Raw genomic sequence first — 20,896 nt, 5'->3', positions numbered from 1 at the left:
ATATCGGGCTTGAAACCAATTCCAGCGCTTGTCTTTCTCTGTGATCGCAGCTTTCAAAATTGAAACAAGCGGCTTATTCATTGATTAAATCGGATTCGAGGCCGATTCTTCGCATCCATCGCCGGTACCGGTGCCATTGACCGGTGCGCCGGCCGCCGCGCCCCGCCAGGCGGACATCTCCGGCGTATCGTGCCGGCCCGGCGCCGCGCCGGCACGCGGCAATCGAGCTTTAGCCAATCTAAAGCTGCCGAAAAAAATCTAGCTTGTTCCCTTTGTTTCGCATTGGTAATCTGCCCTCCGACGTCAGATTTATATCGATTTATTAATCGACCTTCCGATTCTTTTCGATTCGCGAGACGATTGACAATCGAGACGAAATGAAAGCCGCCCGGCGCGGGCCCCAGCCCGCCGGTGGATGAACCTTCAAGCAAGCGGAGTCGCGATTGGTGTCAGTCGATTACAAGGCGGTTCGCCAGGCGGCGAACCAGGCGATCGAGGAATTCGCCGGCAACCGTGTGTTCAGCGCGCTCGACGCGGGCAAGTGGAGCGTGACCGATTACCAGCACCTGCTGCTGACGCTGTTCTACCAGATCTACCAGGGCTCGATGTCGTTCGCGGCGGCCGCCGCCAATTGCCCGACGCGCCTGACCGAGCTGCGCGAATACCTGGTGGCGCATGCGCACGAGGAAATCCCGCATTACAAGTGGATCCTCGACGATCTCTATTCCACCGGCTACCAGGGCCCGGATCCGAAGACGCTGCTGCCGCAACCCTCGGCGATGGCCTACGTGGCCTTCAACGTGCACAACGCGCTGCATATGCCGGGCACGCGCCTGGCCAGCTCGATCGTGCTGGAAGGGATCGGCCAGCGCTACGGCGCCTGGTTCGGCAAGCTGGTGCTGGAAAAGACGCCGCTCAAGCACGAGAACCTGAGCTTCTTCTTCTCGCACGGCGAGACCGACAAGGAACACGTGGTCGAGCTGTGGGACATCATCGATCGTTCGCCGCTCAACGAGGAGGAGGTGCGCTGGATGGCACATGCCTCCTACGTGGCGGGAACCTTCTACAAGCGCATGTGGGACGACTCGCTCCACTACGTCGAATACCGCTGATCGCGGCGCGGCACCCGGGCCGGCACGTGCCGCCGGCCCCAGCGCGAGCACATGCGATCGCCGTGCATCCATTGCGTGGTACCGAATAACAGCCAGGGAGCCATGACTCCCGCATTCCGAGGAAGCCGAGGGATCACGATCCCGACGCGACAGCAACGAGGGGCGAAAAGCCCCCGAGAGGGCGAAAAGCCCCTGAACCTGAGAGAGCGCCGACGGGCAAAACCCGCGGCAAGAGCGAGGGGCACCAGCCTCCGAACCTGAGAGAACCCGAGCGGCGCCAGCCCTCGGAAAACGAGAGTACTGCCTATGCCGGAAGATGAATCGACCGTCGTGGAAGCGCTTGCGCCAGCCTGGGCTCCCCCCGGGCTGGCGCCATCCGATGCCTTCCCGCAGTTCACGGTACGCACGCTGGATCGCGACGATCCGCAGTCGATGCGCGAAGTGGGTGGTTTGTGGCAACGCGTCTACGGCGCCGAGCGCGGCTTGCTCGAGGTCGAGGACGAAGTGCATGCCGTGGAGGACGACTATCACGCCAGCGGCGACTATCTGGCGGTGTTCGTCCGGCCGCACGCCGGCGCGGCGGAAATCATGATCGCGACGGTGCGCGTGGTGGGCGATTCGCGCGTCGGCCTGCCGATCGAGCGGTTCTTCCCGCTCGGCCCGCTCAAGCGCTATACGCAACTGGTCGAGCCGCAGCGGCTGATCGTCGATCCCGCCTGGCGCCGGCGTCGTTTCGACAGCGCGCCGTATGGCCTGTCGGGACTGTTGTTCAAGGCCGTGGTCAAGCGCTACCTGGTCGGCGGCTTCAACACCACGCTGGTCATCGACGCCTTTTCCGACAGCCGCGAAAGCCCCCTGCACGCCTTCCTGCAGATGGGCGCCCAGCGGCTCGGCGCATCGTTTCACGACAGCGAACTTGCCAGCGAGACGCCCAGCGTGGCGCTGCTCTGCTCGCTGCTCGACATCACCACCCAGGCGCTGCGTGCCGACAAGTCACGCTTCGCCCGCTACCTGCTCAAGCGCGGCCAAGGAGATTGACGCATGGAACTCTACAAGAAGATTCTCGACCAGGGCGGCCAGGAACTGCTCGACCTGATCCTGACGGTCAACGTCAACTTCTACTTCTCCGAGCTCGAGATCATCGATCTGTGCGCGAAGTGGATTCCGCGCCGCGACGACCTGCGCGAGAAGTTCTACCTGGTGCATCACGCGCACGACGAGGTCTCCCACTCGAACTTCTTCAAGGAAGGCGTGCGCCACCTGGGCCTGCAATGGGACGACGCGCTGATCGAGCGCTATCGCCTGAAGGACATCGACAACCGCTTCGACAAGCTGTTCGAGAGCGATGACGAGCTCGAGGTGCTGATCGGCCTGAACGTGTATGCCGAGGGCGTGCTCGCGATGGAGGAACTGGCCGAGATGAGCGAGACGCGTCCCGACATCTTCCCCTCGTTCCGCCAGATCGCGCGCGAGGAAGCGACCCATCTCGCCTTCGGCAAGAAGGTGCTGGAGCGCATGTTCGAGGAGAACCCGGAGGAGCGCGTGCGCGCCCAGGTCCATTGCGACTGGTATCGCGACCATATCCACCCCTACCTCTGGCGCGACATCTCCGGGCTGCTCGACACCGGCATCCGTCACGGCGTGCTCTATCCCGACTTCCGCGAGCGCGCGGTGGCGCGCTTCGACAGCGAGATGAGCTCGCTCGGCCTGACGGTCGACTGGCATCGCGCCACGGGCATCGAACTGGCGGCGTGATGAAGGCCGGCGAGATGTTCTCCGACAGCTACGAGGCGGCGCGCGCGCGCTTTCGCGAGGCGGCGGCGCGGCGTGGCGCGCGGCTCGCCCAGGTGCGCAACCCCGCGCGCGGTCCGGACGGTGTCACGCTGACCACCGACGTGGCCTGGCTCGGGCCGGCCGCCGCCTCGCGCGTGCTGGTGGTGGTATCGGGCACGCATGGCGTGGAGGGTTACGCGGGTTCGGCGATCCAGTGCGCCTGGCTGGCCGGCGAGGACGCGGGCGAGCTGCCTTGCGACGCGGCGGTGATGCTGGTGCATGCGCTCAATCCGTTCGGCTTCGCCTGGCATCGGCGCGTCAACGAGGACAACGTCGACCTGAACCGCAACTTCATCGACTGGAACACGGCGCGCCCAAGCAACGACGGCTACGACGCGCTGCACGACGCCCTGCTGACCGGCGACGACGATCCGGTGGCGCGCGTGCGCGCCGACGCGTCGCTGCGCGACTTCACCGGGCGCCACGGCATCGCCGCGTTCCAGGAAGCGCTCTCGCGCGGCCAGTATCGACATCCGGACGGGCTGTTCTACGGCGGCAACGAGACGACCTGGAGCGCGCGGCTGATCGGCGAGCTGGTGCGCGAGAACCTCGGCCATGCCGCCGATATCGCGCTGGTCGACCTGCACACCGGGCTCGGGCCTTACGGCGAGGGGCAGCCGGTATCGTTCGACCTGCCGGGCTCGGCCGCGCTGGCGCGCGCCCAGGCCTGGTTCGGGCCGGCGCTCGGCGCGCCGCGCGCCGGCGGCGCGGTCTCGAACGACCTCGACGGCACGCTCTACGATGCCTGGCGGCGCTGGCTGTTCGGCCGCTCGCTGACCTCGATCGCGCTCGAGTTCGGCACCCACCCGGTGCCGGACGCGGTGGCCGCGCTGCGCGCCGAGGCGGTGGCCTGGCGCAACGATCCCTATGGCGATTCGCCGGCCGCCGCGCGGGCGCGTGCGGCCCTGCGCGCATTCTTCGACGTGCCGCGCGACGATTGGCGCGAGTCCGTGCTGAGCGGCGGCCTGCGCGTGCTGCGCGCGGCGCTGGCCGGCGTGACCGGCCGCGTGCTGGCCGACGAAAGTGCCTGAGGGCAAGGAGAAGCAGGCGATGGACATGAAGCGTGGCGCCGGGCGGGACCAAGGTCTCGCCCTCTACGATCCGGCGGCGCAGGCAGCGCTCGACGACTGGCGCGCGCGCATCGTGGCCGCCCATGCGCGCATCGCCGCGCGCGTGCGGCGCACGCCGGTGCTGCAGTTGGCCGCCGGCAGCTTCGGCTTCGATTTCGACCTCGCGCTGAAGCTCGAGACCTGCCAGCACACCGGCTCCTACAAGCCGCGCGGCGTGTTCAACCGCCTGCTCGCGCGCGGCGACGTGAACGGCGCGCGCACCGTGGTGGCGGCCTCGGGCGGCAACCACGGCATCGCGGTCGCGCATGCGGCCAGCACGCTCGGCTTTGCCGCCCAGGTGTTCGTGCCGACGCTGACGCCGCCGGAAAAGCTGCGGCAGATCCGCGAGCTCGGCGGCGAGGTGATGGTGAGCGGTGCCAACTACGGCGAGGCGCTGGCCGCCAGCGAGCGGCATGCGCGCGAGACCGGCGCGCTGGCCATCCACGCCTTCGACGAACCCGAGCTGATCGAGGGGCAGGGCACGGTCGCGCTCGAACTCGACCAGCAGGCCGGCGCGCCCGACACGGTGCTGGTCGCCGCGGGCGGCGGCAGCCTGCTGGCCGGCGTATGCGCCTGGTATGCCGGCACGGCCACCCGCGTGATCGGCGTCGAGCCGGTCACGGCGCGTGCGGTGGGTGCCGCGCTCGAGGCGGGCGAGCCGGTGGACGTGACGGTCGGCGGCGTGGCCGCCGATTCGCTCGGCGCGCGCCGCGCCGGTCGCCATACCTTCAATGTGATCGCGCCGCGCGTGGCGCGCATGCTGACGGTCGAGGATGCCGAGATCGTCGCCGCGCAGCGCGCCTTCTGGCGCGAGCTGCGGCTGGTGGCTGAGCCGGGCGGCGCGACCGCCTTCGCCGCGTTGCTGTCGGGACGCTACGTGCCGGCGCGCGACGAGCGCGTCGCCGTCATCGTCTGCGGCGCGAACACCGATCCCGCCAGGGTTCGCGGCGAACCCGCCGAGGCACGGCCCTGATTTCCCTTCCTACACAAACGTTTGCCGGCCACCCTCCCCAAGCCAAGACATGAACGCCCGTAATTTCACGCTGCTGTTGACGCTCGCCGCCCTCTGGGGCGCCTCCTTCCTGTTCATTCGCGTCGGCGCGCCCGAGTTCGGGCCGGTGCCGCTGATGGCGGTGCGGATCCTGATCGCGGCGGTGTTCCTCGCGATCGTGCTGGCTTCCCGGCGCGGTTTCCACCGCATGTCCGGCAAGCTGCTGCCGCTGTTCGTGATCGGGGTGCTGAACCAGGCGCTGCCGTTCTGCCTGTTCGCCTACGCCGAGCTGACGCTGCCGGCCGGGATCACCTCGGTGATCAACGCGACCACGCCGCTGTGGGCCGCCATCGTCGCCTTCCTGTGGATCGGCGACCGCCTGAGCGGGCTGCGCGTGGCGGGCCTGTTCATCGGTTTCGCGGGAGTGCTGATCCTGGTCTGGAAGGACCTGACGGGCGGCGGCTCGTTCGGCGCCGGCGCGATCGCGCCGCTCGCCGTGCTCGGCGCGACCCTGTTGTACGGCATCTCGGCCAACGCCACCAAGAAATTCCTGGTCGGCGTCGATTCGCTGGCGATCGCCACCGGCAGCATGATCGGCGCGGCCATCGTGCTGCTGCCCTTCATGTTCCTGTACTGGCCCGCCCATCCCGTCTCGGCGCTGGCCTGGGGCTCGGTGATCGCGCTCGGCGTGGCCTGCACCGGCATCGCCTACATCATCTACTTCTACCTGATCTCGACCGCCGGCCCGGCGCGCGCGGTCTCGGTCACCTTCCTGGTGCCGATCTTCGGCCTGGTGTGGGGCTCGCTGTTCCTCGGCGAGGCGATCACGCCCACCATGTTCCTCGGCTGCGCGGTGGTGATCCTCGGCACCATGCTGGCGAGCGGCGTGCTCAAGCTGTCGGTGCTGACCGGCAAGCGCTCGGCTTGATGTGCGGCCTGGTGTTCGGTCTGAGGTCCGGCCCGATGTCCGGCCTGGCACGGCGTCCCGGCGAGGCCGGCTGCCGGCGGCCTCAGTCGGCCGCAGCGCTGAGCTGGACCACCGGCTGCTCGGCGGGGCGCGGATTCTTCACCGCTTCCATTAGCCATTGGCGGAACACGCGCGCGCTCGGGTTGTCGAGCGTCTGCTCCGGGTAGACCAGGTAGTAGGCGTATTCGGGGGTGATCGGCGCGTCGAACAGGATCGTCAGGCGCCCGTCGGCCAGCTCCGAGGCGATGATCGACTTGCGGGCCAGCGCCACGCCGTGGCAGGCCAGCGCCGCGTGGATCACGCCGTTCGAGTCGATGAACATGGTGCCGCGATCGCCGCGCACGCCGCCCACCTGGTAGCGGTCGAGCCAGGCGAGCCATTCCTTGTGCCGCTCGTCGTGCAGCAGGGTGACGCGGCCGAGGTCCTGGAAGGACTGGAACGGCCCGGCCTGCTCGATCAGGCGCGGGTTGCAGATCGGGTAGAGCGGATCGTCGAGCAGCAGCTCGGACTTGAGCCCCTGGTAGCGGCCCGCGCCGTGGCGCACCGCGAAATCGATCTGGTCGTCGACGAAGGCCGCGTAGCGGTTGGTGGTGCTGATGCGCAGGTCGACGCCGGGCGCCACGCGCGAGAGCTCCGACAGGCGCGGCACCAGCCATTGCATCGCGAAGCTGTGCGCGCAGCTGACCGTGACGATATCGGTATGGTTGGCATTGCTGCGCAGGCGGTCCGTGGCGCGCAGGATCAGGTCGAACACCTGCTGCAGCTCCTGCAGGTAGCGGATGCCGTGCGGGGTGATGTCGATGCCGCGCGGCGAACGTTGCAGCAGGCTGACGCCCAGTTCTTCCTCGAGCTTGACGATCTGCTGGCTGATCGCCGAGGGCGTGACGTGGATTTCCTCGGCGGCCGTCTTGATGCTGCGGTGCCGGCCCACGCTCACGAAGTAGCGTAGGGCCCGCAAGGACGGCAGCGCGGAGTATTTGTTCGGGCTCGACATGTGGCTCTGACTCTGACGTAAGTTGATTGCTCTCGCCTCGTGCCGGCGCGCTCGGGCCGCCGGCTTACTAATCTGACAACGATGATGCACCGGTTTCGTCACGGCCGCCGCCGGGCCGAATCCGGCCCGGGCATCCTGCCTGGCGCCTCGCGAGCCGCTCTCCCGACCCGCCGACGCCGCCCGGCCCGGCTTCGGAACCCCGCCGAAGCCCGCGGCGCGAACGCCATCCGTCCATACATTTAAGTCAGCAAACGCGGCCGTTGGTTCGAAAATCGCGCGGCGGCTTCGGATCCGAAGACTCGCCTGCGGGATGACTGCGCCTCATGCATGCATGTCGCTCGACATGCGCAGACGAGTCTAACGGCCGCTTTGTTGACGTTGTATGAATAAATCTCGGTGCAATTCCGGCAATTGCTCAACTAAATGAAAAATTATTCCGGGATTATAAACACCAATTGCAGTATCTACATCAATTTGATAGCTGACTTGATGAGATCAGTCGGGTATCCCGCTGTCCCGGCACTGTCAGGAATAGCAGGTTGAAAAGGGGCTGGAATGAGTCTGGCTCAGGAACCGTTCCCGGCCCGGCGGCCTTCGCCGCGGCTTGCCGGCAATCCGCGCGAGCGCGCCCGGCGGGCGTGCGCGCGATTTAAGCGGATGGACTTTCCTTCGATTTATTTGATTTTGATTCCAATTGCATAGGTGATTTTCCTTTAATTCAACGGATGATGAAATGAATTGGACGGTGCGTTGTGATGATTGATCCATGCGGCGCGGCATCGTCCTGGCTGGAACTGTCTCGCTGACGAAATCGGCATAAGCCGGCCGCCGCGCGCTCGGCAATGCCGGGGCGCGACGGCATGCGATCGCGTGGGCCGGGAGGCGGCCGATATCTTCCACCGTGCCATGCGCGCTAGACTGCTGCCCGGCGCCGATGCACCGGCTCGAATCACTGGGGGAGGGGACGATGGACCGCATGGCAGCGATGGAAACCTTTGTGGCGGTGGTCGAGGCGGGCTCGTTCTCGGCCGCCGCGCGGCGCCTGAAGCTCGGGCAGCCCGCCGTCTCGAAGTCCGTCGCCCAGCTCGAGGCCCATCTGGGCGCGAGGCTGTTGCTGCGCTCGACGCGCGGCCTGACGCCGACCGACGCCGGCCAGCGTTTCTACGAACATGCGCGGCTCGCCATCGAGGAGGCCGACCAGGCCGAGCAGGCGGTGCGCGAATCGTCGGCGGGGCTGTCGGGCCGGCTGCGGGTGGGCGCCGCCGTGACCTTCGCGCGGCTGCATGTGCTGCCCGCGCTCAAGACCTTCGTCGACCGCCATCCCGACCTGCAGCTCGACATTATCCTCGACGACCGCGCGATCGACCTGCTGGAAGAAGGCGTGGACGTGGCGCTGCGCATGGGGCGGCTCGACGATTCCTCGATGACGGCGCATCCGATCGCCAGCAGCCGGCGGCTGGTGGTGGCCACGCCCGAGTACCTGGCCGAGGCCGGCACGCCGCTCACGCCGGCCGAGCTGAGCCGTCACCAGGCGATCATCTACTCGCAGCGCGGCGGCGGCGAATCCTGGTCGTTCCGGCGCGACGGCACCGAGGTGACGGTGGCCGTGTCGGGGCGCGTGCGGGTCAGCGCGGCCGAGGGCATGCGCACCGCCGTGCTCGCCGACATGGGGCTGGCGGTGGCGTCGGAATGGATGTTCGGGCCCGAACTGGCGAACGGCACCGTGCGCGCGGTGCTGACGGATTGGTCGCTGCCGCCGGTGGACCTCTGGGCGGTGTTTCCCTCGGGCCGGCTGGTGACCTCGAAGGCGCGGGCCTTCGTGGCCTTCGTCGAGGAAGTGCTGGCCGGCGAGCCGGTCGCGCCGCGCTGAACGGCGGCGCGGCCGGCCGCACCACCCGTCGCACCGCCCGCTGCGCCGCCTAGAACGCGCGCCGGCCGATCGAGGCGCCGCCGTCGACGAACAGCGTCTGGCCGGTGATGAAGCCGGCATCCTCGGACAGCAGGAAGGCGATCGCCGCCGCGATCTCGTCGGCTTGGCCGAATCGGCCCATCGGCACGCCCGACAGGTAGCGGCGCTCGCCCTCGCTGCCGGGCGGGTTGTTGGCGCGGAACAGTTCCGTCTCGGTCGGCCCCGGCGCCACCGCGTTCACGGTGATGCCGGTATCGGCCAATTCGAGCGCCCAGGAGCGCGCGAAGCTGACCAGGGCCGCCTTGGCCGCCGCGTAGGCGGTGCGTTCGGCGATGCCGAGGATCGTCAGGCTCGACACGTTGACCACCCGCCCCCAGCCGCGCTCGCGCATGCCCGGCAGCAGCGCCTGCACCGTCTGCACGGCGGGGTGCAGGTTGACCGAGAACACCTCGTCGAGCGTCGCGAGCTCGACCGCGCCGAGCCGCTGCGGCTTCACCAGCCCGACGTTGTTGACCACGCCGTCGAAGGCCTGGCGCGCGAGCAGCGCGCGCAGCGCGGCATCGGTCGCGCCGGCGTCGCCGAGATCGACGCTGACCAGTTCGCCGGGGAAATCGGCCGCCTGGCCGCGCGCCAGCCCGACCACGCGATGGCCGGCCCGCGCGAGGCGCCGGCTCAGCGCGAGGCCGATGCCCTTCGAGGCGCCGGTGACGAGGAAGCTGCGTTGTGACATGAATCGGCTCCAGTGGCGAGAGAGAAGGCAGGCGAGGCGCTCAGCGCGCGACGCGGGCGCGTTCCAGCACCGGGAACAGGTCTTCCGGCTCGGGGCGACGCGTGTAGTCGGGATTGACCTCCGAGTAGAGCACCACGCCGTCCTGGCCGATCACGTAGCGCGCCGGCATCGGCAGCGTCCACGACGGATCGTCGTTGGTCACCGGCAGGTCGTTCTTCAGCTTCCTGTAGAGCTCGACGAGATAGTCGGGCAGCGCGAAGCGCAGGCCGAAGGCGGCGCCGACCTCGCCCTTCGCATCGCTCAGCACCGGGAAATCGAGCTGGTTGTCGCGTACCGACTTGCGGCTGTTGACCGGCGTCTGCGGCGAGATCGCGACCAGCCGCGCGCCGTATTCGCGCAGTTGCGGCAGCGCCGCGTCGAGCGCCTGCAGCTCGAGGTTGCAGTAAGGGCACCAGACGCCGCGATAGAAGGTGATGACCAGCGGGCCCTGGGCCAGCAGGTCGGCCGAGGACACCAGCTTGCCGTCCTGGTCGCTCAGCGTGAATTGCGGCGCGCGATCGCCGGCCTGGACCGCGCGGCCGGCCTGGCCGCTGGCGATCAGCTCGGCGGTGGCGCGCTCCATGATCGGGTGGATTTCCGCGGGCGCATTGTAGGGCGGCTTGCCGGCTCGGAAGTCTGCCTTGAAGGCGTCGAGTTTCTGTTGCAGGGACATGATGGACTCCTGGGGAATGATCGAAAGAGAGCGTCGGCCGGCGCGGCCTGCCTGTTGCGTGCGCCGGCTGCTGCATGGTTTTTCGCGGCTCAGGCGGCGACGGCTTGGGCGGGCTTGGTCCACTCGTTGCCCTTCATGAAGGCGTCGTATTCGGTGTGCACCACGTGGTTGGTGTAGTTGCTCATCACCTTGGTGGCCACGCCGAGGATCACCTCGAGCACGTTCTGGCGCGTGTAGCCGGCGGCCAGGAAGGCTTCGATGTCGGCCTCGGGCACGAAGCCGCGCTCGCGCACCACCAGCGTGGCGAAGCGGTGCAGCGCCTCCAGCTTCGCCTCGGGCAGGGCGGTGCCGGCACGCAGCGCGGCGATCGATTCGGGCGTCATGCCGACCATCTTCGCCAGCGTGCTGTGGCCCGCCATGCAGTAGTGGCAGTCGTTCTCGAAGTTCGCGCTGAGGTAGACCACCTGCTGCTCCTGCGGCGTCAGCGTGCTCTTCGAGAACAGGTCCCAGAGCGCGGAATAGCCGGCCAGCAGTTCGGGGGATTCGGCCATGTGCGCCTGCAGGTTCGGCAGGAAGCCGAAGGCCTTTTTCGTGGCTTCGAGCGTGGCCCTGGATGCGGCCGGGGCGGTGTCGATGGTGTAGGCGGGGAAGTGGCTCATGGTTCGCTCCTGTTGGGTGGGTTGGTGAGCGAATGATGCGAGCGCGGGGGTGGGCGAAGAAGACGGGTGGCGGTGATAGGAGTCATTCCCGGGGGGAATGGGGCGGGTGGCGGGGCGGGGTGGCGCCGGCGTGTTTCGAGGGGTGTCGTTTCCTGCCGGGAAGAATTGGCTTCCTTTGTCGACCCATTTGATTAATGGGCGTTTCTATTATCCGAAATGCTGTTTGGTGAAAAATCGATGATGTAATATTCGGCAATCGTGAAGATAAAAAAATAATTACCCGCTTTCAGGAGACAGTGATGGGAAATTAATAACCGAATATTCTGAGAGGATTTTCCAATGAATCGATCGTCCGAATTGACACGCCTGCTGGCATTGGCTGGCCTGTTGGTGCTTGCACAGGAACACGACGCCTTTGCCCAGTCGGCACCGAGCGGGAAAATCGAATTCGCGCAGACTCACGTCGTGCCGCGCAGCGGCGGCACGCGATTGGCGCCCGTGCCGATCATCCATCGCCAGGCCCTGTTGTTGTTCACCCCGGATACGCCGGTCCCGGCTGGCGTGCAGCCTTATCTGGATGTCAGGCAGGGCGCGACGACCTTATACAGCGTGCCCCTGACGCCGCCAGCCGGCCTGCCCGGCATCCTGGAAAGCGGGCTGACGCAGGCGAAGCTGCAGCCCTACAGCACGGCGGCGTGGAGCGCCGTGGTGCCGGCCGCGGACGTGGTGCCGCAGTATTCGCTCGGCATCCGCTATGGCAACGGCGCGAGCCTCGATGCGACGCCCGTCAAGTGGGCGCGACCGGCTCGCTTCACGATCGGCAGGCTGTCGCTGGTGCTGTGGCCGACGGCACAGGATCCCACTACCTCGGAAGTGCCGATTTCGAAACTGGCGCGCGACTATTACGGCTCGATTCCGGTCAGCACCCTGAATTATTTCGATTACACGACACTCAAGCTCGATTATGCGGTGCTTCAGGGCGGTAATCATGCTCCGCGCAAATACACCCGATTCGCCGACGTCACGGCCGATGGCGCCAATGATCTCTATGGCAAATTGCTCAAGCCGTTCGCGATTCGCGCCAGCCTGGCCAATACCGGGCGCGGCCTGCTGATTCGCGACGCGAAGGGCGCGACGGTCTATGGCGATTCCTCGCCCTACAGCTTCGGCTCGTATATCGGGATCGGCTGGTACTACGACGCGGCGAAGGGCAAGTACCAGGATGCCAATACCTTCGGCTACTCGGGCGGCTGGACCGGTTGGGCCGCCACCTGGAACTACGCGAGCGGACAATGCGGCAACCTTTTCGCCCATGAGCTCGGGCATTCCCTGGGGTTGTCGCATTTCACGGAGGGGACCGCGAAGCAGTGGGGAATCGCGGACGAATATCCGAACGACGGCATCAACGGGCCGAACAATCCCTGGGGGTTCGATACCGTGCACAACCAGTTCCGCACCTGGTATCGCGTCAACGCGGATGGGCCGGTGATCGACAAGGCGACCGGGCAATCGGTCGGCAAGCACGATCCGATGAATGGCGGCGAGGACGGCAATGCCGTCGCCTGCTATCCACAGTTCACGGCCTACCAGGCGATGAAGATGCAGAACTGGCTCGACACGACGCCGACGCTCGCTGACCAGACCGCCACGCCGGGCGTGTATCGCTGGAACGGCACGACGCTGCGCTACGACGCGACGAGCGTGGCCGACGGCGCGCTCGCGCCGGTGAAGATCGACACGCCGGTGGCGACGCTGATCGGTACGCTGACGGCCAGCTCGACCGACGGCACCTCGCAGGTCTATCCGCCGCTGTTCGCGAAGAGCGGCAATGTGTTCGCGCTGCCGAGCCCGTTCGGCAGCGGCCTGCCGGCGCTTTATGCCGACGCGCGCTATTTCGTGAAGATCAGCTATGCCGATGGTTCGGTCGACTATGCGCTGATTCCCGACAAGGAAATCACCGGCACGACGCAGCTCGACACCTTCTCGCTGAACCTCGATCTGCAGCGCCATCCGCGACGCGTCGAGCTGTTCCACTCGCGCAAGGCCTATCCGGCGATCACCGAGCAGGATAGCGAGCTGATCCACGCGCGCGACATCGAGGCGCCGGCGGTCGATCAGTTGCCGGCGCCGGTGGTGGTGGGCTCCTAGTCGGCCGGGCGCGCTCGCGGCCGGCGCGGGGCGCGCCCCTGCCGGCCCGGGCGGGCGGATACAATCCGGCGCATCGTCCACGCCAATTCCCGTCGCCATGATTCGTCGCGCCAACCGTGTCCATTTCGATCTGACGACATTGCGGCTGTTCGAGGCGACCGCCGAATCGGGTGCGGTCACCAAGGCCGCCGAGCGTCTCGCGCTGGCGCCCGCGGCCGCCTCGCGGCGCATCGCCGACCTGGAGGCGCAGTTCGGCGTCGCGCTGTTCGAGCGACGGCCTCACGGCATGGCGCTGACCGATGCGGGCCGTGCCTTGCTGGCCCACGCGCGCAGCATGCTGCATTCGGCGGCGCGCATGGCCGACGACGCCTCGGCCTTTCGGCAGGGCGGCCGAGGCATCGTCAAGATCGCGGCCTGCACCTCGGCCGTCCTGCAGTTTCTCGCCGAGGACGTCCAGCGCTGCCACGACCTGCATGCCGGTATCGACATCGATCTCCAGGAACTCAACAGCCACGGCGTGATGCAGGCGCTCTCGCGCGGCGTGGTCGACCTCGGCATCTACGAGGCCTCGCTCGGGCGGCTCGACTTCCCGACGCGCGAATACCGCGAGGACCGGCTGGTGGTCGTGACCACCGCGGATCATGCGCTGGCCGAGCGCGAGCGCGTCTCGCTCGACGACATCCTCGGCTGCGACGTGATCGGGCTGACCGAAGGCTCGGCCATCTCCATCTCGCTGGCGCGGCTCGCGGATGCCGCGGATCGCGCCCTGCGCATGCGGATCCGCGTCGGCAGCTTCGACAGCATGACGGCCATGATCGCCGCGCGCGTCGGCATCGGCGTGATGCCGGAAGGCGTGGCGCGGGTGCTGGCCGCCGGCCCGCGGTTTCGAATCCTGCCGGTCGAGGGCGAGTGGGCCGCGCGCCAGTTCCTGCTCTGCCATCGCCCGGTCGACAGCCTGTCGTCCTCCACGCTGGCCGTGCTCGACATCCTGGCCCGGCCGGTTTCGCGAGATGCGAAACCTGCCTAGCCCAATCAGCGATGGCGTGGCGGCCCGATCGTCATTATCTTGGGATCGAGCCGCCTGACCCCGCATGGCGGCACCCACCACCCTCGCCGCCGGAACCCCATGTCCCCATCACCCATTCGAATCGCGCTCAGCATCGGCGACCCTGCCGGCATCGGCGCGGAAATCATCGCCAGGCTGCTGGCCGATCCCGATACCGCAAGGAAAGCCGAGATCCTCCTGATCGGCAATCGCGAGGCGCTCGCGCGCGGCGCGGCCGCCGCTGGCGTGCCGCTTCCCCAGGCCGCGCGATGGCTCGAGATACCGCATTGGGCGGGCAGCGACGCCGTGTTCGAAGCCGGCGTGGTCAGCGAGGCGAGCGGGCGTTTCATGCTGGATTCGCTGCGCCTGGCGGTGCGGCATGTGCAGGAAGGATCGGCGGATGCCGTATGTTTCGGACCGCTCAATAAAGGCGCGCTGCGCCTGGGCGGCATGCGCGAGGAGGACGAGATGCGCTGGTTCGCCAGCCAGCTCGGGCATCGCGGCGTATGCGGCGAGCTGAACGTGCTGGGATCCTTGTGGACGGCTCGCGTTACCTCGCACATTCCGCTCAGGGAGGTGTCCGCGCATCTGTCGCCCGAGGCGGTCGCGGATGCGATCGGCATGCTGAGCGTCGCCTTGCGTGCCTCCGGCGTCGCCGCGCCGCGCATCGGCGTGTGCGGCCTCAATCCGCACAACGGCGATCACGGCAACTACGGCAGCGAGGAGCGCGACGTGATCGAGCCCGGCATGGCGCTCGCCGCGACCCGGGGTTTCGAGGCGAGCGGCCCCTATCCGGCCGACACGATCTTCCTGCGCGCTCGCGCGGGCCAGCTCGACGGCATCGTGACGATGTACCACGACCAAGGGCAGATCGCCACCAAGCTGCTCGGTTTCGAGATCGGCGTGACGGTCGAGGGCGGCCTGCCGATTCCGGTCACGACGCCCGCGCACGGCACCGCCTACGACATCGTCGGGCAGGGGCGCGCCAGCGCCACGGCGATGGCGCATGCCTTCGACCTGGCCTGCCGCATGGCGAGCACGAGGACGATCCCGGTGGCGTGAACGGGCGGCGGCGATCGTCCCGTATCCAGATCGAACAGGGGCCGACGGCGCACTCGCGTGACGCCGCGGACCTCGCAGTCGGAGGAGACATGAATTCGCAGTTGCGGCAATCCGGGCGTACACACGTCCAACGGGCGGTCCTCGCGCTGCTGTGCGCGATGTCGTTCATCCTGTATCTCGATCGGGTCAACCTGGCCGCCGCCGCGGGCCCGATCAAGGCGGAACTCGGCCTGTCCAACACGACTTTGGGCCTCGCCTTTTCCGCCTTCGGCTATACGTACGCGATCTTCCAGATCATCGGCGGCTGGCTGGCGGATCGCATCGAGGCGCGTCGCACCCTGTTCATCTGCGGCGCCATCTGGGTGGTGGCGACGATCGCGACGGGCATGGTCGGCGGCTTGGCATCGCTGTGCGCGGCGCGCCTGCTGCTCGGCGTCGGTGAAGGGGCGGCCTTGCCGGCGCAGTCGAGGGCGATCGCCAACTGGTTCCACGCGAAGGAGCGCGGCTTCGTGCAGGGCATCACGCATTCCTCGTCGCGCCTGGGCAACGCGATCGCCCCGATGCTGGTCGCCTTGCTCGCGACGATGTATTCATGGCGCCTCTCCTTCGTCGCGGTGGGCGTGCTGACGGCGCTGTGGATCGTGGTCTGGGTCTGGTATTACCGGGACGATCCGCGCGCTCATCCGCGCGTGAACCAGGCGGAACTCGCGCAATTGCCGTTGCGCGGCGGCACCGGCGCCCACGCGAGACCGCCGACGCCGTGGCGACGCATTGCCGGGCGGATGTCGCCGTCGATCTTCGTGTACTTCTGCCAGGTATGGAGCAACACCTTGTTCTTCAGCTGGGTACCGCTTTATTTCCTGCACGGCTACGGGCTGGACCTGAAGGCCTCCGCGATCTTTTCATCCGGCGTGTTCCTGGCCGGCGTGGTCGGCGACATCCTGGGCGGCGTGCTGAGCGATCGCGTGCTGGCCTGGACCGGCAGCCTGCGCCTGGCGCGCCAGGGCGTGATCGCGTTCAGCCTGCTCGGTGCCGCGGCCTGCATGGTTCCGGTGATGCTGAGTCGCGACCTGACGATCGTCACGACGGCGTTGTCCGGCGCGTTCTTCATGCTGGAACTGACGATCGGGCCGATCTGGGCGGTGCCGATGGACGTCGCGCCGCGCTATGCGGGCACGGCGAGCGGCATGCTGAATACCGGCGCGGCGCTCGCCACCATCGTCTCGCCGGTGGTGTTCGGTGCGGTGATCGACAGGACGGGAAACTGGAACCTGCCTTTCGCGGGCTCGCTGCTGTTTCTCGTGATGGGCGCGTTGATGACGCTGAGGATCCATCCCGAGCGTTCGATCGATGCGCCGCCGAACGCGGCCTGCGACCGCGAGCTTCGCACGTCCTGATCCGGCCTTCGTCGAGACAGGCGACTCCCCGGGGCCGATCGGCGGCCGCGGGTCCTTGGTGAGCAACCTGCAACGAGGTCATCATGAAACAGTCCGCGCTGGCAATCAGCCTGTTTATCGCACTGGGAGGCTCGGCCTTCGCCGCTGCCGCCCAGGCCGAGGTGGTCGTGCTCGAGGACACGCCCGCCGTCGCGCCGAGCCAGCAGCGCCTGGGCCTGGCCGCCTCGTCCGGCCCGTACCAGGCGATCGGCGTGGGCGTGTCCTCCACCAACCGCCTGTTCGTCTCGTTCCCCAAGCTGGGCGGCCCGTATCGCTACGGGCTCACCGAGGTGGTCGGCGGCAGCGAGCTTCCCTATCCCGATGCGAGCTGGAACGCCGCGACGGCCCGCGACGACCACCATTTCGCCAGCGTGCAGGACCTCTATGTCGATGCCGACGACTTCCTCTGGGTGCTCGACTCCCAGCCGGCCACGCAAAACCCGGACGGCAGCAGCACCGAAGGCTATTTCAAGCTGGTCAAATTCGATATCGCCACCGGCCGCGCGCTGCGGATCTATCATTTCGACGATCTCGACAAGCATCGTTCCGCGCTGAACGACGTGCGCGTCGACACCCAGCGCAATCTCGCCTATCTGTCCGATCCCGGGCTGGCGGCAATCGTGGTGCTCGACCTATCCAATGGGAAGTCGCGGGTCGTGCTGGCCAATACCACGCCCACGCTGGCCGATCCGGACATCGTCCTGTCCTACGGCGGGGTGGAGATGCGCGACGCGACGGGCAAGCCCTATGCCTCCAACGTCAACGGGATCGCCCTGACTCGCGATAACCGCTTCCTGTATTTCAAGCCGGTCACCAACGTCAATCTCTATCGGATCGAGACGCAGTATCTCGCCGATCCGAATCTCGATGCCGGCACGCTGCTGTCCAAGGTGCAATTCGTGAAGGAGGTCGGCATTACCCACGGCCTGGAGGCGGACAGCTCGGGCAACATCATCCTGACGAGCTCGCTCGATTATTCGATCAAGTACCTGTCGCCCGATTTCACCGTCCACACGCTGGTGACGGATTCACGCCTGATCTGGCCGGATTCGCTCGGCATCGGCACGAATGGCTACCTGTATGTCTCGAGCTCGCAACTCAATCGCGGCGCGCAGTGGAACAACGGCGTCAGCCGGGCTACGCTTCCCTACGGTGTCTACAGGACACGCCTGCCGCACTGAAGGCATCGTTGCCGACGCACCTTGTCTCCCCCCTTCGACTACGAGAGAGCTCATGAAAAACGGAATGCGCAGGCTTGTGCAATGCATGGGCGCGCTGGGGTTCGTGGTGGCCTTCGCCATGCCGGGCGCCGCCGCGGGCAAGGCGCCGGATTCCGGCATTCCCGTCGCGAACCCGGTGGCGCCCGCCGACGGCGGCTTCGTGGCCGTCGGCCGGAAGGTGCTGGTGCGTTTCGGCGACAACACGTTCCGCCTCGATTTCACGACGTCCGCGCAAATGAGCTTCGTCGGCCTCACCGGGCCCTACAAGGGCGTGACGGATACGGTCGACTACCATGCCGCGGAGATACGGCCGAACGTCTACCTGGTGTATTGGCACGAGCTGCACACCGGCGACAACGTCGTGCATGTCGAGGACTACGAAAGGCATGTGGTCTATACGAACATCGTGCATGCGAACGGGCAGACCGTGCATATGCGAGGCGATATTCGTTTCGAGGACGACGCGCCGTCCCATTGAGCCCGGCGCGGGCGGCATTGCCACGATCGCGTCGCGGCAATGCCGGTGCTGCTCATGCCGGCCGAAGGCGCCCGCTCAATCCCCCGTCGCCACCGCGTAACGCTCCAGCCAATGCGCATACGGCGCCGGCAGCACCCACGAGGGCCGCTCCACGCCCAGCTTCTTGGCCGCGAAATACGGCCAGTGCGGATCGGCCAGGTGCGCGCGCCCGACCATCACCAGGTCGAGCTGGCCTTGTTCGACGGTGCGATTGGCCACCTTCGGATCGTCGATGCCCCAGGCCGAGGCGACCGGCAACCCGGTTGCCTGCTTGACCTGTGCCGCGATCGGCGCGAGGAAGCCCGGGCCCCAGGGAATCTGCGCGTCGGGTGTCGAGAAGCCCACGCTGACGCTCAGCATGTCGAGCCCGCCGCGCTTCAGGTCGCCCGCCAGGCGAATCGATGCATCGAGCGTGGCCGCATCGTCGCCGTCGTATTCGATCACGCCGAAGCGTGCCGTCAGCGGCAGGTTCTCCGGCCATGCCGCGCGCACGTCGGCCAGCGTTTCCAGCAGGAAGCGGCTGCGTCGCGTCCAGTCGCCGCCGTATTCGTCGCTGCGCTGGTTCGCATGCGGCGAGAAGAAGCTCTGCGCCAGGTAGCCGTGCGCGAAGTGCAGCTCCAGCCATTCGAAACCCGCCTCGCGAGCCCGGCGCGCCGCGGCCGCGAAATCGCCGCGCACGCGCGCGATGTCCTCGTGCGTCATGGCCTGCGGCACCTTCGGCAGGTGCTTGCCGAAGGCCGAGGCCGACGGCGAAATGGTCTGCCAGCCGCCCGGCGCGTCGTTGGCGATATGGTCGTCGCCTTCCCAGGGACGGTTCGCGCTCGCCTTGCGGCCCGCATGCGCGATCTGGATGCCCGGCACCGCGCCGGCCGCCTTGATCGCGGCGGCGATGCGCGCCAGCCCGGTGATCTGCGCGTCGTCCCAGAGGCCCGTGCAGCCCGGCGTGATGCGGCCTTCCGGCGACACCGCGGTGGCCTCGACGATCACCAGGCCGGCGCCGCCGCGCGCCAGACTCGTGTAGTGCGCCAGGTGCCAGTCGTTGACGAAGCCGTCGACGGCGCTGTACTGGCACATCGGCGGCACCGCGATGCGGTTGCGCAGCTCGACGTCCTTCAGGCGGAACGGGGTAAACAAAGCGGTCATGCTCTTGCCTCTCGGTCAGGTGACGGTTCGCGCGGCCTGCTTTGCCATCGGTATGCCGAGGCGTCGCGCCGAAACCGCGGGACACGTCCAAACGAAGCGCGCCGGATCGAACGGCGCGCGGATCAGGGTTTTCACGGAGTCTAAAGGGCGGTCGTCATAATGAAAACTATCTGCTGATTATCGAATCGATAAACGTGGCTAATGGCGACGGATGCCGCGCCGGACGGCGATTTCGTCTGAAGGAAACGGGGAGGGCGGCGGGAAAGCGGGGAAGCGGAAAGCGGGCGTTCAGCCCTTGATGCGGCGCGGCGGCGCGTAGCCATGTTTCCGGAACAGCCGGGCCAGGTAGGAGGGCGACTCCAGCCCGACCGCGGCGGCCGCGGCCACCACCGTCATGTTCGGCGCGCGCAGCAGCGCCCGCGCCTGCTCGACGCGTCGGCGCGACTGGTAGTCGACCACCGATTCGCCGGTCGCGTCGCGGAAGATGCGCGTGAGCGTGCGGCGCGACAGTCCGAACTCGTAGGCGATGCGGTCGAGCCCGACCGGCTGGTCGAGCGTCGCGTCGAGGAAGGCAAGGATGTCGCGCACCAGCTCGCGATGCGCGTCGGCGCTGCCGGGCGGCAGCGGCGCCGAGGCGAGGCCGGCTTCCACGCAGGCGGCCGCCGCCATCTGGGCGGCCAGCTCGGCGCGATAGGCGGCCAGCTCGCCGCCGCCGGCCTGGCCGGTGCCGGCTGCCACGCGCACGGCGTCGAGCAGCGGCAGCGGCGCGGACCAGACCGAGATCCGCGCGCAGGACAGCGCGCGCCGCGCCTTGCGCTCGCAATGGGCCACGAAATCGCGGGCCACGTAGACCGCCACGTGTTCCTGCTGGGGCCGGTAGCCGTGGGTGTCGTGCAGGCGATGCGGCGGGACCACCACGAAGGATTTCGGCGCGACGCGCAGCGGCGCCGCGTTCGATTCGACATTGAGGATCAACTGGCCGGCGCGCGGCAGCAGGAACATGTATTCCTCGTCGTGCGCGTGCGGCTCGGTGCGATAGCCGCCGACCGATACGTGCCGGACGTCGGCGACGCGGTCGTCCGAGAGATGACGGGAAGCGGTGGGATAGTGCTTCATGATGCGATTCCTGACGCGCCGGACCAGGCGCGGCGCACGCCATGCGATGCTTCGCGCGGCGGGGGCCGGCACGCGGATCGAGCGGCCAGTATAAGGCGCGTCGCGCCGGCGTCGAAATTCGCGGCGGTGCGCTGCTTGCCGCTGCCTGCCGCCGGCTGGCGGCGCGGTGCTCGCCGGCCGGCGGCCGGCAAGC

20 protein-coding genes are annotated in these 20,896 nt (G+C 67.8%); 13 read left to right on the top strand and 7 right to left on the bottom strand.

From position 1 onward, the window contains the following. Positions 1-446 precede the first annotated feature (446 nt). From F3J18_RS09525 to F3J18_RS09500, 6 genes are all read left to right on the top strand, one after another. A complete protein-coding gene (locus F3J18_RS09525; RefSeq protein ID WP_223997645.1) occupies positions 447-1,112 on the top strand; it encodes an iron-containing redox enzyme family protein in 666 nt (221 codons plus the stop codon). A gap of 306 nt (positions 1,113-1,418) precedes the next feature. Beyond that, on the top strand, positions 1,419-2,150 hold the full coding sequence (locus F3J18_RS09520) for a hypothetical protein (RefSeq protein WP_025097821.1): 732 nt from the start codon (positions 1,419-1,421) through the stop codon (positions 2,148-2,150). Between the two features lie 3 nt (positions 2,151-2,153). Continuing rightward, positions 2,154-2,867: a hypothetical protein gene (locus tag F3J18_RS09515; protein ID WP_025097820.1), complete on the top strand. Its 714-nt coding sequence runs from the start codon at positions 2,154-2,156 to the stop codon at positions 2,865-2,867. After that, complete coding sequence (locus tag F3J18_RS09510; protein WP_240155327.1) at positions 2,867-3,976, top strand: DUF2817 domain-containing protein; 1,110 nt, start codon at positions 2,867-2,869, stop codon at positions 3,974-3,976. Before F3J18_RS09515 ends, F3J18_RS09510 begins: the two co-directional genes overlap by 1 nt. Positions 3,977-3,995: 19 nt before the next feature. Continuing rightward, positions 3,996-5,027 carry a threonine/serine dehydratase gene (locus F3J18_RS09505; RefSeq protein ID WP_166912654.1) on the top strand — a complete coding sequence of 344 codons (1,032 nt, stop codon included), beginning with the start codon at positions 3,996-3,998 and terminating at the stop codon, positions 5,025-5,027. A gap of 49 nt (positions 5,028-5,076) precedes the next feature. Next, positions 5,077-5,973, top strand: coding sequence for a DMT family transporter (locus tag F3J18_RS09500; protein WP_025097817.1), 897 nt, complete (start codon positions 5,077-5,079; stop codon positions 5,971-5,973). A gap of 82 nt (positions 5,974-6,055) precedes the next feature. On the opposite strand, the gene gcvA is transcribed toward F3J18_RS09500, so the two are convergent. Beyond that, positions 6,056-7,006 (bottom strand): transcriptional regulator GcvA, encoded by a 951-nt coding sequence (gene gcvA / locus F3J18_RS09495; RefSeq protein WP_013691250.1) that lies wholly within the window; start codon positions 7,004-7,006, stop codon positions 6,056-6,058. Between the two features lie 967 nt (positions 7,007-7,973). On the opposite strand from gcvA, the gene F3J18_RS09490 reads away from it, so the two are divergent. Then, on the top strand, positions 7,974-8,876 hold the full coding sequence (locus tag F3J18_RS09490; RefSeq protein WP_166912653.1) for a LysR family transcriptional regulator: 903 nt from the start codon (positions 7,974-7,976) through the stop codon (positions 8,874-8,876). Positions 8,877-8,925: 49 nt separating this feature from the next. Here the strand turns inward: F3J18_RS09490 and F3J18_RS09485 are convergent, their stop codons facing one another. From F3J18_RS09485 to F3J18_RS09475, 3 genes are all read right to left on the bottom strand, one after another. Beyond that, positions 8,926-9,645: an SDR family oxidoreductase gene (locus tag F3J18_RS09485; protein WP_025097815.1), complete on the bottom strand. Its 720-nt coding sequence runs from the start codon at positions 9,643-9,645 to the stop codon at positions 8,926-8,928. 40 nt (positions 9,646-9,685) lie between these two features. Further along, complete coding sequence (locus F3J18_RS09480; RefSeq protein ID WP_166912652.1) at positions 9,686-10,357, bottom strand: peroxiredoxin-like family protein; 672 nt, start codon at positions 10,355-10,357, stop codon at positions 9,686-9,688. An 89-nt stretch (positions 10,358-10,446) separates the two neighbouring features. Next, positions 10,447-11,016 (bottom strand): carboxymuconolactone decarboxylase family protein, encoded by a 570-nt coding sequence (locus F3J18_RS09475; RefSeq protein ID WP_096751755.1) that lies wholly within the window; start codon positions 11,014-11,016, stop codon positions 10,447-10,449. 339 nt (positions 11,017-11,355) lie between these two features. On the opposite strand from F3J18_RS09475, the gene F3J18_RS09470 reads away from it, so the two are divergent. The 6 genes from F3J18_RS09470 to F3J18_RS09445 all read left to right on the top strand — a co-directional run bounded on the left by F3J18_RS09470 (position 11,356) and on the right by F3J18_RS09445 (position 18,405). Continuing rightward, positions 11,356-13,164: a M66 family metalloprotease gene (locus F3J18_RS09470; RefSeq protein WP_240154602.1), complete on the top strand. Its 1,809-nt coding sequence runs from the start codon at positions 11,356-11,358 to the stop codon at positions 13,162-13,164. Positions 13,165-13,261: 97 nt separating this feature from the next. Continuing rightward, positions 13,262-14,191, top strand: a complete 930-nt coding sequence (locus tag F3J18_RS09465; RefSeq protein ID WP_166912651.1) for a LysR family transcriptional regulator — start codon at positions 13,262-13,264, stop codon at positions 14,189-14,191. A gap of 99 nt (positions 14,192-14,290) precedes the next feature. Then, on the top strand, positions 14,291-15,271 hold the full coding sequence (locus F3J18_RS09460; protein WP_166912650.1) for a 4-hydroxythreonine-4-phosphate dehydrogenase PdxA: 981 nt from the start codon (positions 14,291-14,293) through the stop codon (positions 15,269-15,271). A gap of 89 nt (positions 15,272-15,360) precedes the next feature. After that, complete coding sequence (locus F3J18_RS09455; RefSeq protein ID WP_166912649.1) at positions 15,361-16,668, top strand: MFS transporter; 1,308 nt, start codon at positions 15,361-15,363, stop codon at positions 16,666-16,668. Between the two features lie 83 nt (positions 16,669-16,751). Further along, positions 16,752-17,888: an L-dopachrome tautomerase-related protein gene (locus F3J18_RS09450; protein WP_166912648.1), complete on the top strand. Its 1,137-nt coding sequence runs from the start codon at positions 16,752-16,754 to the stop codon at positions 17,886-17,888. Between the two features lie 64 nt (positions 17,889-17,952). Continuing rightward, positions 17,953-18,405 carry a hypothetical protein gene (locus F3J18_RS09445; RefSeq protein WP_166912647.1) on the top strand — a complete coding sequence of 151 codons (453 nt, stop codon included), beginning with the start codon at positions 17,953-17,955 and terminating at the stop codon, positions 18,403-18,405. A gap of 75 nt (positions 18,406-18,480) precedes the next feature. Here the strand turns inward: F3J18_RS09445 and F3J18_RS09440 are convergent, their stop codons facing one another. The 3 genes from F3J18_RS09440 to F3J18_RS37820 form a co-directional block, all read right to left on the bottom strand. Next, positions 18,481-19,587 carry an NADH:flavin oxidoreductase/NADH oxidase gene (locus F3J18_RS09440; RefSeq protein WP_036055495.1) on the bottom strand — a complete coding sequence of 369 codons (1,107 nt, stop codon included), beginning with the start codon at positions 19,585-19,587 and terminating at the stop codon, positions 18,481-18,483. Positions 19,588-19,875: 288 nt separating this feature from the next. Beyond that, positions 19,876-20,703 (bottom strand): AraC family transcriptional regulator, encoded by an 828-nt coding sequence (locus tag F3J18_RS09435; RefSeq protein WP_166912646.1) that lies wholly within the window; start codon positions 20,701-20,703, stop codon positions 19,876-19,878. Continuing rightward, positions 20,700-20,896 (bottom strand): hypothetical protein (locus F3J18_RS37820; RefSeq protein WP_205195368.1); only part of this gene is annotated, 197 nt, incomplete at its 5' end. The genes F3J18_RS09435 and F3J18_RS37820, both read right to left, overlap by 4 nt.

This window comes from Burkholderia sp. Ax-1720, assembly GCF_011753035.1.
GTDB classification, from domain to species: Bacteria; Pseudomonadota; Gammaproteobacteria; order Burkholderiales; family Burkholderiaceae; genus Burkholderia; species Burkholderia gladioli.
This window is presented reverse-complemented; position numbering and strand designations above follow the sequence as displayed.